Source organism: Mycobacterium kansasii ATCC 12478, from assembly GCF_000157895.3.
Classification (GTDB): Bacteria; Actinomycetota; Actinomycetes; order Mycobacteriales; family Mycobacteriaceae; genus Mycobacterium; species Mycobacterium kansasii.
On record NC_022663.1, the window covers coordinates 2,966,075 to 2,979,799 of the forward strand.

The window sequence follows — 13,725 nt, forward strand, 5'->3', positions numbered from 1 at the left end:
GATTACCAACCGACCCGGGCGAGCCGCAAGCCGCGCGGTGACCGCGTGAGTGCGTGGCCGGTCCGCCGGGACCCATTGACGTCACCAAGGTTCGGCCGGGATCCCGCCAGCCCCCGTGCGGTCAGGATCGCCGGCCGGGTGACATGATCGGCGGTGCATGAAGGAGGCGCGATGTCAGACCACCCGGCAAGTCCGCTCAGACATCTCGTGCAAGCGCTGGGCGGTGCCCAGCGGGTCTCGGAGGCGCAGGTCCGGCACGCGGCCTGGGTGGCACGGTGCGTGGGCCGCGGAGCGTCGGCGCCACTGCACCCAAGCGACGTGTCGGCTCTGGCCGAAAACCTGCAAGCCAGAGACTTTTCCCCGGGAGCTGTCGTCTTTCTGGCCGACCGCGCTGCCGGCGGGGTGTGCATTGTGCGGCAGGGACGGATCGAGCTCGCGGTCGGCTCCGGGCGGCGGCGTGTGGTGGTCGATGTGCTCCGTCCAGGTGATGTCGACGGCGACATCCCGCTGCTGCTCGACATGCCGCCGCCCTACACCGCAAGGGCGCTCACCGATTCCAGCTGCCTGTTTCTGGATCGGCAGGCGTTCGATCGGCTGCTGGCCACCCACCCCGCGATTTCCCGGCGTTGGCTGTCGAGCGTGGCGCAACGAGTGTCGACCAGTCAGGCGAGACTGATCGGGTTGCTTGGCCGGCCGCTGTCGGCTCAACTGGCGCAGCTGCTGCTCGACGAGGCCGTCGAGGCCCGCGTCGAGCTGGCCCAGCGCACTATCGCAGCCATGCTCGGGGTGCAGCGTCCGTCAATTAACAAGGTGATCAAGGACTTTGAACGCGACCAGTTGATCCGGGTCGGTTATGCCGTCATCGAGATCATCGACGAGGGTGGGTTGCGAGCTCGCACGCAATGACTTTCGGATCGGGCTGACCATTCATGCAGTACCGCTGTTCCGACACCGAGATGCTGGTGGCGCCGGATAACAATCCTTGAAAACGGTGGTCTTATGCGCAAAAGGCGATTTAGATATAAACCATCGTCGCTCCAACCACCGAGGAGAGCACCATGAAAATCACCACGTTGATACAGGCGGCAATCGCAACCATGGTCGTGGCAACTGCTGGGGTCGCCAGCGCACCGATCGCGTCAGCCACCTATCCCATGGTCGGCAAACTTGGCAGCGAACTGACGATGACCGACACCGTCGGTCAGGTCGTGCTCAGCTGGAAGGTCAGCAACCTCCAGCCCAGCAGCGATGAAACGCCGGGCTACCAGGTGGCCGGCAAGCTTTGGGAAGCGACGGCCACCGTCAAGGCGATTCGGGGCAGCGTCACTCCCGCCATTTCGCAGTTCAACGCAGTCGCTCCCGACCAAGCGGCTTACCGCGTTCTGTGGTTTGTCTCTTCGCCGTCCAACATCAGTGGGGCCACTATTCCCGAAGGCGCGCAATCAACCGGAAAAATCCACTTCGACGTCACCGGCCCTTCGCCCACCACCGTCACGATGAACAACGGGATGGAAGACCTCATGATTTGGGGGCCATAAACCGACATCGCAACGGGAGCCTGAAGGCTCCCGTTCGACTACGACGTCCATCAGCGGGCCCACGGCGCTTCCTGGGCCGCATCCGACCGGCCCTGCGCCCAGCTGAGCCGACACGCCCCTGCCCGGTCCGGTGGCTTGTCGCCACGTGCCGCAGGAACGCTAGCCATGCTCCTCGGCGCCGGGCTCGGTCGGCGCCGCCGGCCCGTCCGGCTCGAGGCTGACCATCGGCGGTAAGGGGAGCGGGGTCGGGGGCAGACCGCCCCCGTAGGAGGCCTGCCGCACGCCGACGACAAGCGTCAGCACGTAGGTGGGCGGCGTGTCCGGCGGAAAGCCCAGCACTCTGACGTCGTCGGGGATCGGGTCCGGCCGCAGGCAGATTGTTGCCAAACCCCTTCCGGCCCAATAATCGTCGGAGGGTCCGGGCAGCAGGTGGTAGTCGAAGATCGTGATGGTCGAGCTGCCGTCCACCCGTTTGTCGAAGGGTATATATACGCCCGGCAGTTCGTATGGGTTTGCCGACTCCCGGTAGCGGTTCTGGTTGGGAACGGTGTGCTGACCTTCGAGTTCCACGGCTACCCGCTGGTGCCGTGGCGGCCCATCCGGGTACCACGAACCGCTGATTTCCGCCCAGTCCCAGCCCGGACTCGGCTGACAGTCCGGTTCGCCGTAGGGAATCCAGTGGATCGGGTCGCTGGGGAGTTGCACTTCAAGCAGTGCGCCCTTGGGGACCAGCTGCGGTACCCAGGTGCGGTTCCACCAACTGAGATTGTCCCGATGCTGCTGGTTGAAGGTGTAGCGGCCTTCGCTCTCCATGGGTTGCATCGAGGGGTCGGCGGTTGCCAGGCCGACGGCCGACAATGTCGAAAGCACAACTGCGATAACAAGTGGGCGGTGCATGGTCACTCCATCGCATGCTGTCCGGGCGGATCGATCATGAGCAGGCCCATCATCCCTCTGTCTTCGTGCGGCAGGATGTGGCAGTGATAAACAGTCATGCCGGTCACGTCGGGGCGGAAATACATGCGCAGGGTGTATCGGCCGAACGGGGGTAGCCGGAAGGTGTCCCACCACACATCCGGTTCGGTCTGCCAGCTGGTGTCGCCGGATGGGATGCCGTGGATGTCGACGACCTGAAACGGGTTGACATGGATATGAATCGGATGCTGAAAGACGTCCTCATTGATCAGCGTCCACTCTTCGATGGTGCCCGCCTCGACCTCGGTGTCAATCCGCTGGTGGTCGAATTCCTTTCCGTCGATGAGGAATTGCACTCCCATGCCGGTCCGGCCGGTGATGTCTCCGGAGAACACCATGGTGCGGCGCCGCGCGATCGGCAGGTTCGGCATCTGCGGCGGATCCACCAGAGTCGTTGGCATCCGGCTGGTGACCTGGTTCCCGTTGACCACCAAGGTGCCCAACGGCATTGCGGGGCGTGGGCCACCGGGATGGCCTTGGTCATAGGCGGCGGCGTAGATCCGGTAGCGGCCGGGCTCGCGCCCTTTGATGATGAACTCGGCCCGGTTGCCGGCAGCCAGCATGATGTTCGGCCGGGGTCTCGGGGTGTGGTAAGGGGTTCCGTCCGTGGCGATTTGGTGCAAGGTGTGGCCCTCGACGTGTAGCCAGATCGACCGATGCGGACACGCGTTGAGAAACCGCCAGCGCTGCGCCTCACCCGGTTTGATGCTGACGTCCGGTAGCAACTGGCCGTTGAGGGGGTAGTACATGGACGACGGCACCGCGGGTATGGATTCAAACGGCGCGTGACCCGCCATCGGAACCACCACGGCGAACGGCACCTCGGCGCTGTCGTCGGCGATCCACATCTCGTTGACGACGATGGTTCGCTCTCGCATTTCGGCAATCTCGGGTATCGCGTCAATGTCGCCCTCGACGATGATGGGGCCGGACAGCCCGTTCCACAGCTGATGGGCGGTGGCGGTGTGGAAATGGGGGTGATACCAATGCAGTCCGGTCGGCTGGTTGGCGGCGATGTTGTAGCTGTACTGGTGGTCTTGCAGCGGGCCCAGCTGAAGTCCCACGTTGTCCCCGGGATCCTCCGGAGACACCTGCAGCCCGTGGGTGTGCAGGTTCGTGTCGACCAGCTCCTGCAGGATGGTCGCCCTGCGCTCCCACCTATTCCAGAAATCGTGGAGGCAGGCTCGTCGGGTGTCGAAGCGGGGGTCGTTGGACTTGGACGCGCAGTACGGGACCATGAACACGTTGTTTGTGGGAATGCCCACCGGAACGATGCGGTTCTTGAGCAGAATTCGTAGGTTGTCCCCCTGCCGTATCCGCAGAATAGGTCCGGGAAACTGGCCGTTGTACGTCTCTAAAGTCAATTGGCGACCACCCAGCTCTACCGGGTTGGTCACGACCTCCAAGGTGTAGTCCAAGACACCGTTCTCGCTGGACACCTCGGGCAAATCACGAAGCTCTTCGGCGCCGGCTCGCGCCGGACCGGCACTCCTGATCAGACCCGCGCCGGCCGTGACGGCCATCGCGGCCAGAAATGTCCTGCGGTCCAAAGGATTTCGCTGCAGGCGACGCCGGAGGGATGCAGATGCCATTGCGGATCCTTGTCGTCGTGGAAGTCCGCAGAGCGTAACCCACCCAAGCGGTATGCAGAAGCCGTTCTTTTAGATCGTTATCCGGGCCAGAAGCGGAATAGCAAGAGTGTCATCCACATGACTATTCGGTTGAAAGAACTCGCGCACCCGGACAGCCGCCGGACCTCGTCGGCAACGCTGCGGCAACGACCGGAAAAACCTGGCCGACATGGCGGGCGGGAGCGTATTGTCTGCCGTCATGATCCCCACCACGCGCAGCTGGGCGGTGATCGCCGCTGTGACGGGCGCTGCCATCGGCTGGCTGCTGACCCCCGCGGCCGCACAGGCCGACCCGCACAACCCGCACAACGTCACCTACATCGTGAAGGTGGATGCCCCGATTTCGAGCGCCCGGGCGATCTACATGGTCAACGACACCTACACCGCTACGGCCCCGTTGAGCGCAACGGGCCGCGAATTCAGCACCAACACCATGCTGGCCGATGCGACGAAAGCTGGTATGCAAGTGAGCATCCCATCGCCGTATTCGGGAAATGTGCATTGCGAGATCGACGTCGACAACAATGTCGCCGCAATGGTGGATCAATACGTGACGTCGACACCCGGACCTCCCGGCGAGCCGGATAGCTACGGGGTGGTCACCTGCGGCGCGTCACCGCTACCCGTGCCGCAATGGTGGGCCAAACTCTGTGATGCCTGGTGGTGCACCGACACCTCTCTTCCTGCCAACGCCCGCGACGAGGCCCGTACCGACGTGACCCGCGACTCCGATCCGGAGCGCAGTCCGACATGGCCGCGCCGGCCATACGAACCGGCGGTCTAGCGCCGCCCAGCCTTGCGACGGGGTTCGCCTTCGAGGGCGGGTGAACCCCTTGGCGACAACAGTTTTCGAGCCGGTGCGCGATCCCGGCCGGCATTCTCGGGCTACCGGCGGTCAATGCCGGTGCGGCGCAAGCAAGTCCGCCTGACCAACGGTGGGCCGGCTCGACGCCAGCCACTCGCGGGTACTGTCATGGGATCGCTCGATGAGCCGGGTGGTGTGCGAGAAGTCGATTGGTGAAACGCCGAGCGGGCACAGCGGTGGAACGACGCGCAGGTCGACTGATTTCTCATAGCGGGCGACATCGAGGGCCAGGCGCTGGTTGATGGCGAGGGTCAAGGCGTGTATCGCCATCGCCAGCGCCCCCCGTGGTGCTTTGGGCAGCGCACACGGGTAGCCGGTAGGCAGCACCCAGATCAGATCGGCGCCGAGCGCGACGGCGTGCGACAGCGGGGTGTTGTTCACCACACCCCCGTCCATCAGTTCGCGCCCGTCGATGTTCACCGGTGGAAAGACGGCTGGAATGGCGGCGCTGGCCGTGATCGCGTCGACCGCGTCTCCCGACGAAAGCAGGACGTCGTGGCATGAAAGCACGTCGGTGGCCACCACATGCAGCGGTACCGGCGCATCCTGAAGCCGGGGAAATTGCAGATGGTCCTTGAGAAGCCGCCGCAGGCCGTGGTTGGGGACCAGGTTGGAGCGCAGCCCCAGAAAGCCCAGCAGCCCCACGATCGGTCGGGTGGGGAACACGTCTTGTCTCGACAGCGACCGCCACAGGTCGGCCAGCGCGCGGATCCCCTCGACATCGGCACGCGACGCCACCCAACCGCCATTGACGGCTCCGACGGACGTGCCGACGATCAGTTCCGGGGCGATTCCGCTCTCGGCCAAACCGAGGAGCATCCCCACCTGAATAGACCCGAGGCTCCCGCCGCCGGAGAGCACAAACGCTGTCGTCATAGTTCACCTAATAGCACGCCCAATGACATCTCCAGCAGCTGGAAGGGGCCGGACCTGGATCTACCTGACGCGATCGAGCCTTGGCGACCATGGGGATGACTGTCAGCATGCTGACCAACGGGTGGCTCGCGTCGAGCCTTTCGGCTGTGCTGGCCGGGTGATGAGTAGCAATCTTTCGTCCCGCGTGACCACTTGGGCGCGCCGCCGGCCGGCGGCTGGTCGACCAGCCCTCGGACCGGCAGCGCTCACTCGGCGGTCCCGTCGCGTCATGACCGGGCGCCTGCTCGCCCCGCTTGCCGCGCTGGTCGTCACCGTGGCCGGTTGCGGCTCGGCCTCGACGGCGGCGCCCACGATGCCCGCGGGTGCCGCATCCGGTCCGGCCGGCTCCCATGCGCCGGTGCCAACGCAGCTCCAGTTCACCGCGTCCACCGTCGATGGACGGCCATTCTCGGGCGCAAGCCTTTCGGGCAAGCCTGCGGTGCTGTGGTTTTGGGCCCCGTGGTGCCCGGTTTGTGAGCGGGAGGCCCCGACGGTGGCCGAGGTGGCTGCCGAGCATCCGTCGGTGGCCTTCGTGGGGGTGGCCGCGCAAGACCAACTGCCGGCCATGCGGCAATTCGTCGCCCGCTACCAGCTCAGCGCCTTCCCACAGTTGGCCGACAGCGATGCTGCGATTTGGGCGAGGTTCGGGGTGGTGGCGCAGCCGGCATTCGCGTTCGTCGGCGCGGCCGGCCACATCGACGTCGTCGAGGGTCCCCTGACGCAGCTCGAGCTGACCAATCGGGTAGCCGCCCTGGCCGGCCAATGATCGACACCGCGCCGCTGGGCTTCGCGCTGGGAGCCGGGCTGGTGGCTGCGCTGAATCCGTGCGGATTCGCCCTGCTGCCGGGCTATCTGGGATTGGTGATTGCCGGTGGTAGCCAAACCACCTCGCGCCCTATGGCGTTAGCGCGTGCCGGATCGGCGACACTGGTCATGTCGGCCGGCTTCCTCACCGTATTCGGCGTGTTCGGCCTGCTGATTTCGCCGCTGATCGCCTCGGTGCAGAAATATCTTCCGGTTGCCACGGTGGTCATCGGTGTCGTGCTGATCGCATCGGCGATCTGGCTGCTGGCCGGCAAGGATATCGCGGTGATGACGCCGAAGCTCGCCGGCGGGGCGCCGACGGCACGCCTGCGCTCGATGTACGGCTACGGTGTCGCCTACGCGGTGGCCTCACTGTCGTGCACCATCGGGCCGTTTCTGGCCTTGATCAGCACGACGTTTCGGCACGGCTCGACGGTCACCGGCGTGCTGGCATTTCTGGTCTACGCCAGTGGCATGGCCATCACTGTCGGGGTGGCCGCACTGACCGTGGCCTTCGTCGGATCTTCGGCAACCGGCGGGCTTCGCCGCATCCTGCCCTATGTCGGGCGCATCGCCGGCGCACTGCTGCTGCTCACCGGGCTCTACGTGACGTATTACGGCTATTACGAGATTTCCCTCTATTTTTCCGGCGCCAGCGCGGATGATCCGGTCATCGCAGCCGCCGGCACGGTGCAGAGCTGGGCGGTCCGCCACGTCGACGCGCTCGGGGTATGGCCCATGCTCGGCGTCCTCGCAGCGCTCAGCGCGGCCGCCGCGGGATGGCGAATACTGGCTCGCCGCAGCGTATCTGGTAGCAGCAGCACACTGCGTGACTGATGTCGCGGATCAGGCGAACCGTTCCAGCCAGGTCGTCACCCCATACAACACCGCGTAAGTGCCGGCCGCGATTGCCAGCATGGTCGCCAGCCGCCACCGCAACCGGCGCACGCCGCCGAGGCTGCACTGATTTCGTCGCCGCAGCGCGATCCACGCCAGCAGCGCGAGGACACCGAGCCCACTCAGCCGGAACCACCACGCATAGTTGCCGTACAGATTGTTTGCCCACGCCAATGCCGTTGCCCCACTGATGATTCCGAACATCGCGAGGACGGTGGGACCGACGCAGCACAGGATCCCGACTAAACCGCCGGTGATGCCGATGCGCCAGATCGGCAGCCGGTTACCCTCCTCCGAGGGGGGTGGCGCAGGAGCTTCTTCGGGCTCGCCTTCCACGCGCACACCGTTCCAGAATGCGACGTGGTTCTTGATCCGGCGTGCCAACGGACTGGGACGCGGGTAGTACCAGGCGGCGTCCGGATTCACATCGCCGTTAACCGATACGGTGTAGTAGTGCGCCAGGCCCTTCCACGGGCATATCGACTTGGTCCGACTGTCGACGAGGTGCTCGCGCCGCAGCGACTCCGGCGGGAAGTAGTCATTGCCCTCCAGGCGGATGGTCTGCGGCGCCTCGGCCAGCACCGCCCCGTTCCACACGGCACGAATCATTCCGGTCAACCTCCTGCAATCATCCTTGCCGCTATTGCACGCTATTGCGGTGCGGCGCGCAGCCGAACTGTAGTTCTGATGACAGTTGCGCGTCGGCACGCTATCCGACGTGATGAGCTACCCCGGTTTACCGGGCCGATGGGAAACGGGGCACCAGTGACGACAATAAAGCGGGATCGCGACGAGGTATTTCTCGAATACACCAGGAGCATCTGCCCGGTATGCAAGGTGGTGATCGACGCCCAGGTCAACGTCCGCGGCGGCAAGGTCTATCTGCGCAAGCGGTGCCGCGACCATGGCGAGTTCGAGGCTCTGGTGTACGGGGACGCTCAGATGTACGTGGAGTCAACACGATTCAACAAGCCCGGCACCATTCCGCTGCAGTTTCAGACCGAGGTCCGCGACGGCTGTCCCAGCGACTGCGGCCTGTGCCCGGACCACAAACAGCACGCCTGCCTCGGCTTGATCGAAGTCAACACGCACTGCAACCTGGACTGCCCGATCTGTTTCGCCGACTCCGGTCACCAGCCCGACGGCTACGCGCTCACCGTGTCGCAATGCGAGAAGATGCTCGATGCACTCGTCGCCGCCGAAGGCGAGCCCGAAGTCGTGATGTTCTCCGGCGGCGAGCCGACGATCCACAAGCAGATTCTCGAGTTCGTCGACGCCGCCCAGGCCCGTCCGATCAAGACCGTCATCATCAACACCAACGGCATTCGCCTCGCATCGGATCGACGGTTCGTCGCCAGCCTCGCGCAGCGCAACCAACCGGGTCGCCCGGTGCACATCTACCTGCAGTTCGACGGGCTCGAAGAAGCAACCCACCGCCAGATCCGGGGCCGTGATCTGCGGGATATCAAGGCCCGCGCGCTGGACAACTGCGCAGCGGCGGGCCTGACCGTGACGTTGGTAGCCGCCGTCGAGCGCGGGATCAACGATCACGAACTCGGCGCCGTCATCCGGCACGGTATGGGCCAACGCGCGGTGCAGTCGGTGGTATTCCAGCCGGTCACCCACGCCGGCCGGCACCTGCAGTTCGACCCTCTGACCCGGCTGACCAATTCCGATATCGTGCACGGCATCGCGGCCCAGCTTCCCGACTGGTTCCGCGCCGACGATTTCTTCCCGGTTCCGTGTTGTTTTCCCACCTGTCGCTCGATCACCTATCTGCTCACCGACGGCGAACATGTGGTGCCGATTCCACGGCTGCTCGACGTGCAGGATTACCTCGACTACGTGTCCAACCGGGTGATCCCGGACCTGGCGATCCGCGAGGCTCTGGAGAAGTTGTGGTCGGCGTCGGCCGTGCTGGGCACCGACACCACGATCGAACAGTTGCAGAAGGCGGCAGCAGCGCTCGATTGCGCCAACGCCTGCGGCATCAACCTGCCCGAGGCGCTCGCCAATCTCACCGATCGGGTGTTCGCCATCGTCATCCAAGACTTCCAGGACCCCTACACCCTCAATGTCAAACAACTGATGAAATGCTGTGTGCAGCAACTTACTCCGGACGGGCGGCTGATCCCGTTCTGCGCCTACAACTCGGTGGGCTACCGCGAGCAGGTCCGCGAGCAGCTCACCGGGGTGGCGGTTCTCGATATGGTGCCCAACGCCGCGCCGCTGGCCGGCCTGCTGGCCGACTCCCCACGCGGGTCCAAGCAGGCGCTCGACCGAAAACACCCGTCCCCCAAGCACCCCGCGCCCATCACGCTTCCGCCGCAACGAATCAAAGCCTGCTGCGCCGAGGCCTATTCCGGTGACATCGTCTCCTTGCTGCTCGGCGACTCCTATCATCCGGGCGGTGCGGCGCTGACCCGCAGGCTGGCGGATCAGCTTGGGCTGCGGCCAGGCAAGCGGGTTGCCGACGTCGCTGCCGGGCGGGGCGCCACCGCTCGGCTACTCGCCGAGGAATACCGCGTGGCCGTCGACGCAGTCGAGCTCAGCGAAACCAATGTGACACACGCCCGGGCGGCCGTCGGGCAGGCCGGCCTGCACCAGCGCGTGCACCTGCATTACGGCGACGTCGAAGAACTTCCCCTGCCAGGCAATACTTTTGACGCTCTGGTGTGTGAATGCGCGCTGTGCACGTTCCCAGACAAGGCCGCCGCGGCCCGCCAGTTCGCCCGGGTGCTGCGTCCGGGAGGCTTGGCCGGCATCACGGATGTGACCATCACCGATGACGGCCTGCCGCAGGAGCTGACCACGCTCGGCGCGTGGGTGGCCTGCATCGCCGACGCCCGATCGGTTGCCGACTACACCGAAATCCTCGACCGGTCCGGGCTGCGCGTCCGCCACGTCGAGTCCCACGACCAGAGCCTGCTGGAAATGATCGACCGCATCGACGCGCGGCTCACCACCCTGGCCATGGCCTCGCCAAAGATGCTGGCCGACAACGGTATCCAGCCTGAAACGGCCCGCGCGTTCACCGCACTGGCGCGCGCCGAGGTCGAAGCCGGACGACTCGGATACATGCTGATGATCGCGGAAAAGGCGTGATCGAGCTCGGGTGATGACGCCCTGGGGGGTGACAGGCCGGTTCGTCGAGGCTTACGTTGGCCCGACAAGGACATCAACCTGACCGGAAGGGCTGTCTCAGGATGAGAGCGGTAACCTGCCACAACGCGAACCTCGAAGTGGTCGAACAGCCCGCCCCAAAGCCGGCCAAAGGCCAGCTGCTGATCGATGTCCGCAGGTGTGGCATCTGCGGATCGGACCTGCATGCCCGATTCCATTGCGACGAACTCGCCGACGTGATGGACGAATCGGGCTACCACGCATTCATGCGCTCCAACGAGCACGTGGTGTTCGGACACGAGTTCTGCGGCGAGGTGGTCGACTACGGTCCCGGCACCCGCAAGGCCCCCCGGCCCGGCACCCCGGTTGTCGCCATGCCACTGCTGCGACGCGGCAACGAGGTGCACGGGATCGGGCTGTCGACAATGGCACCCGGCGCTTACGCCGAGCAACTGCTCGTCGAGCAGTCGCTGACCTTTCCCGTCCCCAACGGCCTGCCGCCCGAGATCGCCGCGCTGACCGAGCCGATGGCCGTCGGCTGGCACGCCGTCCGGCGCGGCGACGTCAGCAAACGTGACGTCGCGATCGTGATCGGCTGCGGTCCCATCGGACTCGCGGTGATCTGCATGCTCAAGGCGCACGGCGTACGCACCGTGATCGCGAGCGACTTCTCCCCGGGCCGGCGCGCGCTGGCCACCGCCTGCGGCGCCGACGCCGTCGTCGACCCGGCGCAGGACTCCCCCTATGCGACGGACGCAAGCCGCAAGCACTTGCAGGGCATCCTCGATGCGTTCGATCTGGCGGTCGGCACGATCGAAAGGCTGCACCGACTGCGGCTGCCGTGGTGGCACGTGTGGCGCGTCGCCGAAGCGGCCGGTGCCGCCACGCCCAAACATCCGGTCATCTTCGAATGCGTCGGTGTCCCAGGCATTATCGACGGCATCATCGCGAGCGCGCCGCTGTTTTCCCGCGTCGTCGTGGTCGGGGTCTGCATGGGCGCCGACCACATCCGCCCGGCGATGGCGATCAACAAAGAAATCGACCTGCGGTTCGTGCTCGGCTACACCCCGCTCGAGTTCCGGGACACGCTGCACATGCTCGCCGACGGCAAGGTCAACGCCGATCCGCTGATCACCGGGACCGTCGGGCTGGCCGGTGTCGAGGCCGCATTCGACGCGCTGGGCGACCCCGAGGCGCACGCGAAAATCCTGATCGACCCCAAGAGCAGCGCCGCGAGCCCACAACCCGTTGGTTGACCGCGGTGTGAGTTCGGTGTGGCCCCCCCAGCCGGCTAGTTCTGGGGCGGAGTCGAAAACAAGATGGAGGATCTCCCAGCAACGTCCCATCTCAGGTGGGTCGTCGCCTCGTCTTTCGATTGTCATACTCGTCATGGGTGTGAAGTACAGTGTGAAGCATGGCGACCGCCGCTCATCCCTTCGCCTTCGCAGAGCCTGACATCAATGTCCCACTGCAGTCGGCTCCGCTTGTTCGCGCCATCGCTCAGATCAGGTTTCCGCACCTCACGCGATTCTCGACCAACGAGGACGCCGTAGCCACGCGCATTGCTGATGCTCTCGCGGACCAGTACCCATTGATGGATGTCGGCCAGGAAACGACATTGATCATCACCCCTGATGGCCTCAGTGAAGATCCCACTACCACTCGACTGTGGCGTCTCAGCAGCGGCGATCGCGACTGGCAGATTACCTTCTGTGGCACCTTCCTCAGTGTCGACACCACTCATTATGTTCGACTCAGGGACTTTGCTCAGCGGCTCGTTGACGCATGGAAGGCCGTGAATGAGCAGGTGACCGTACCCTACATCGATCGTCTTGGGGTTCGGTACGTCAACCAACTCACCAGGCGAGACCTCCTGACCCGACTGCCCGAACTGTTGCGAACCGAGGTGCTGGGAATTTCAGTCTCCCAAGGTGAGGAATTCGCGCTGCTTTCGAATATCACTGAAGCGCGCTATCGGTTGTCGGATGGGGCGTCCTTTATGGCGCGCTGGGGCATGCTGCCGGCCAACACAAGCATCGACAATGCGGTGCCCGCGTACGACTACCCGACATGGCTGCTCGACATGGATTCGTTCCGAGAGTTCACACCCGGCTCGCAACAGGGCGCGGATATCTTCGAAGATGTGCGCGCCCTGGCGCTACGGGCTTATCAGTTCTTCCGGTGGGCAGTGACAGAGGACTTCCTCGTCGCTTTTGGGGGTGAGTTGTGATGGCCACAGCAAGTGTTGGCAATTACCGCGTTCAGGTTGCCCAGTATCAGTTCAGCAAATTTGGCACCGTCGCGCCGCCGATATTTCCGTGCGCAGGAAAAGCGGGCGCTTCCCTCCTCATGGCTGGCCTTGCAGCGTTTGGTGGGCTCGCGGGGACTTCGATCGGCGGCAATTACGGTGCGATCCGGGTGCTTGCGGTTGTAAACTGCACTGGCCGTGGAGAATTCGCCGCGGCAATCAAGCCGAAATCCGCCCCAGCCGCCACGCGCGTACTTGGCGCTGAGTCTCGAGGCGACCGCGAAGAGGTCGCATGGATCAAAGCGCACTCTGGGCTCACCTGGGACCAGATGGGAAAGATCTTCGGCGTCTCTCGGCGCGCCGTTCATATGTGGGCTAACGGTGGACGACTCAACGAGTCGAATGCCCGCCGATTGCGCGCCTTTGCTGCGATCATCCGTGGTCTTGAGTCCGAGATGCCGGACGACCCAAGGCCAGAGGTAGTACGTGCCCGATTACTTCAAGTTGAACGAGACGGGTTGAGCGTTGTCGACCGTCTACGTCGAGGGCATTCCACCGGACCAACTTGGGGCGCTCCGTTTGGTCCGGAACGCCTCGTGAATGCTACCCGCGAACCCCTGCGCAAACCGGCGGGTGAAGTCGGGCCGTAGCGGTGTGGGGTATCGGGCGGTTTCTGACACTACTTCGATCGACAGAGGTTAATTCGGACCAACTAGCGCAATGCCCGGC

Annotated in this window: 14 protein-coding genes and 1 pseudogene; 9 read left to right on the forward strand and 6 right to left on the reverse strand. The window is 64.8% G+C overall.

All coding sequences use genetic code 11. The features are described 5' to 3' along the window. The first annotated feature begins 171 nt into the window (after positions 1-171). Entirely contained in the window at positions 172-906 is a 735-nt protein-coding gene (locus tag MKAN_RS12915) for a Crp/Fnr family transcriptional regulator (protein WP_023368743.1), read from the forward strand. Positions 907-1,015: 109 nt separating this feature from the next. Here the strand turns inward: MKAN_RS12915 and MKAN_RS32580 are convergent, their stop codons facing one another. Continuing rightward, positions 1,016-1,147 (reverse strand): hypothetical protein, encoded by a 132-nt coding sequence (locus MKAN_RS32580; RefSeq protein ID WP_257789002.1) that lies wholly within the window; start codon positions 1,145-1,147, stop codon positions 1,016-1,018. Here MKAN_RS32580 and MKAN_RS12920 point away from each other — a divergent pair. Then, complete coding sequence (locus MKAN_RS12920) at positions 1,098-1,538, forward strand: MPT63 family protein (RefSeq protein WP_232336971.1); 441 nt, start codon at positions 1,098-1,100, stop codon at positions 1,536-1,538. The two genes, MKAN_RS32580 and MKAN_RS12920, sit on opposite strands and share 50 nt — an antisense overlap. 159 nt (positions 1,539-1,697) lie before the next feature. Here MKAN_RS12920 and MKAN_RS12925 read toward each other — a convergent pair whose 3' ends face one another. Further along, positions 1,698-2,435: a hypothetical protein gene (locus tag MKAN_RS12925; RefSeq protein WP_225722891.1), complete on the reverse strand. Its 738-nt coding sequence runs from the start codon at positions 2,433-2,435 to the stop codon at positions 1,698-1,700. Between the two features lie 2 nt (positions 2,436-2,437). Continuing rightward, the gene (locus MKAN_RS12930; RefSeq protein ID WP_225722892.1) at positions 2,438-4,105 is read right to left on the reverse strand and encodes a multicopper oxidase family protein; all 1,668 of its coding nucleotides are present in this window, start codon (positions 4,103-4,105) and stop codon (positions 2,438-2,440) included. A gap of 238 nt (positions 4,106-4,343) precedes the next feature. Between MKAN_RS12930 and MKAN_RS12935 the strand changes: the two genes are divergently transcribed. Continuing rightward, positions 4,344-4,928, forward strand: coding sequence for a hypothetical protein (locus tag MKAN_RS12935; RefSeq protein WP_023368747.1), 585 nt, complete (start codon positions 4,344-4,346; stop codon positions 4,926-4,928). Positions 4,929-5,039: 111 nt separating this feature from the next. Here MKAN_RS12935 and MKAN_RS12940 read toward each other — a convergent pair whose 3' ends face one another. Further along, the gene (locus MKAN_RS12940; RefSeq protein WP_036394409.1) at positions 5,040-5,885 is read right to left on the reverse strand and encodes a patatin-like phospholipase family protein; all 846 of its coding nucleotides are present in this window, start codon (positions 5,883-5,885) and stop codon (positions 5,040-5,042) included. 268 nt (positions 5,886-6,153) lie between these two features. Between MKAN_RS12940 and MKAN_RS12945 the strand changes: the two genes are divergently transcribed. Both MKAN_RS12945 and MKAN_RS12950 read left to right on the forward strand, forming a co-directional pair. Further along, positions 6,154-6,690: a protein disulfide oxidoreductase gene (locus tag MKAN_RS12945; protein WP_023368749.1), complete on the forward strand. Its 537-nt coding sequence runs from the start codon at positions 6,154-6,156 to the stop codon at positions 6,688-6,690. Beyond that, a complete protein-coding gene (locus MKAN_RS12950; protein ID WP_023368750.1) occupies positions 6,687-7,565 on the forward strand; it encodes a cytochrome c biogenesis CcdA family protein in 879 nt (292 codons plus the stop codon). The genes MKAN_RS12945 and MKAN_RS12950 overlap by 4 nt, the downstream gene beginning before the upstream one ends. Before the next feature lie 9 nt (positions 7,566-7,574). Here MKAN_RS12950 and MKAN_RS32740 read toward each other — a convergent pair whose 3' ends face one another. Next, positions 7,575-7,967 carry a hypothetical protein gene (locus tag MKAN_RS32740; protein WP_042313632.1) on the reverse strand — a complete coding sequence of 131 codons (393 nt, stop codon included), beginning with the start codon at positions 7,965-7,967 and terminating at the stop codon, positions 7,575-7,577. Further along, positions 7,944-8,234, reverse strand: a pseudogene (locus MKAN_RS31305) (DUF427 domain-containing protein); the annotation flags it as partial. The pseudogene MKAN_RS31305 and the gene MKAN_RS32740, both read right to left, overlap by 24 nt. 156 nt (positions 8,235-8,390) lie before the next feature. Here MKAN_RS31305 and MKAN_RS12965 point away from each other — a divergent pair. From MKAN_RS12965 to MKAN_RS30470, 4 genes are all read left to right on the forward strand, one after another. After that, positions 8,391-10,730: a radical SAM protein gene (locus MKAN_RS12965; protein WP_225722893.1), complete on the forward strand. Its 2,340-nt coding sequence runs from the start codon at positions 8,391-8,393 to the stop codon at positions 10,728-10,730. A gap of 101 nt (positions 10,731-10,831) precedes the next feature. Further along, positions 10,832-12,004: a zinc-binding dehydrogenase gene (locus MKAN_RS12970; protein ID WP_023368752.1), complete on the forward strand. Its 1,173-nt coding sequence runs from the start codon at positions 10,832-10,834 to the stop codon at positions 12,002-12,004. A gap of 158 nt (positions 12,005-12,162) precedes the next feature. After that, on the forward strand, positions 12,163-12,978 hold the full coding sequence (locus tag MKAN_RS12975) for a TIGR04255 family protein (RefSeq protein ID WP_023368753.1): 816 nt from the start codon (positions 12,163-12,165) through the stop codon (positions 12,976-12,978). Beyond that, on the forward strand, positions 12,978-13,646 hold the full coding sequence (locus MKAN_RS30470) for a hypothetical protein (RefSeq protein WP_129111826.1): 669 nt from the start codon (positions 12,978-12,980) through the stop codon (positions 13,644-13,646). The genes MKAN_RS12975 and MKAN_RS30470 overlap by 1 nt, the downstream gene beginning before the upstream one ends. The last annotated feature ends 79 nt before the right edge of the window (positions 13,647-13,725 follow it).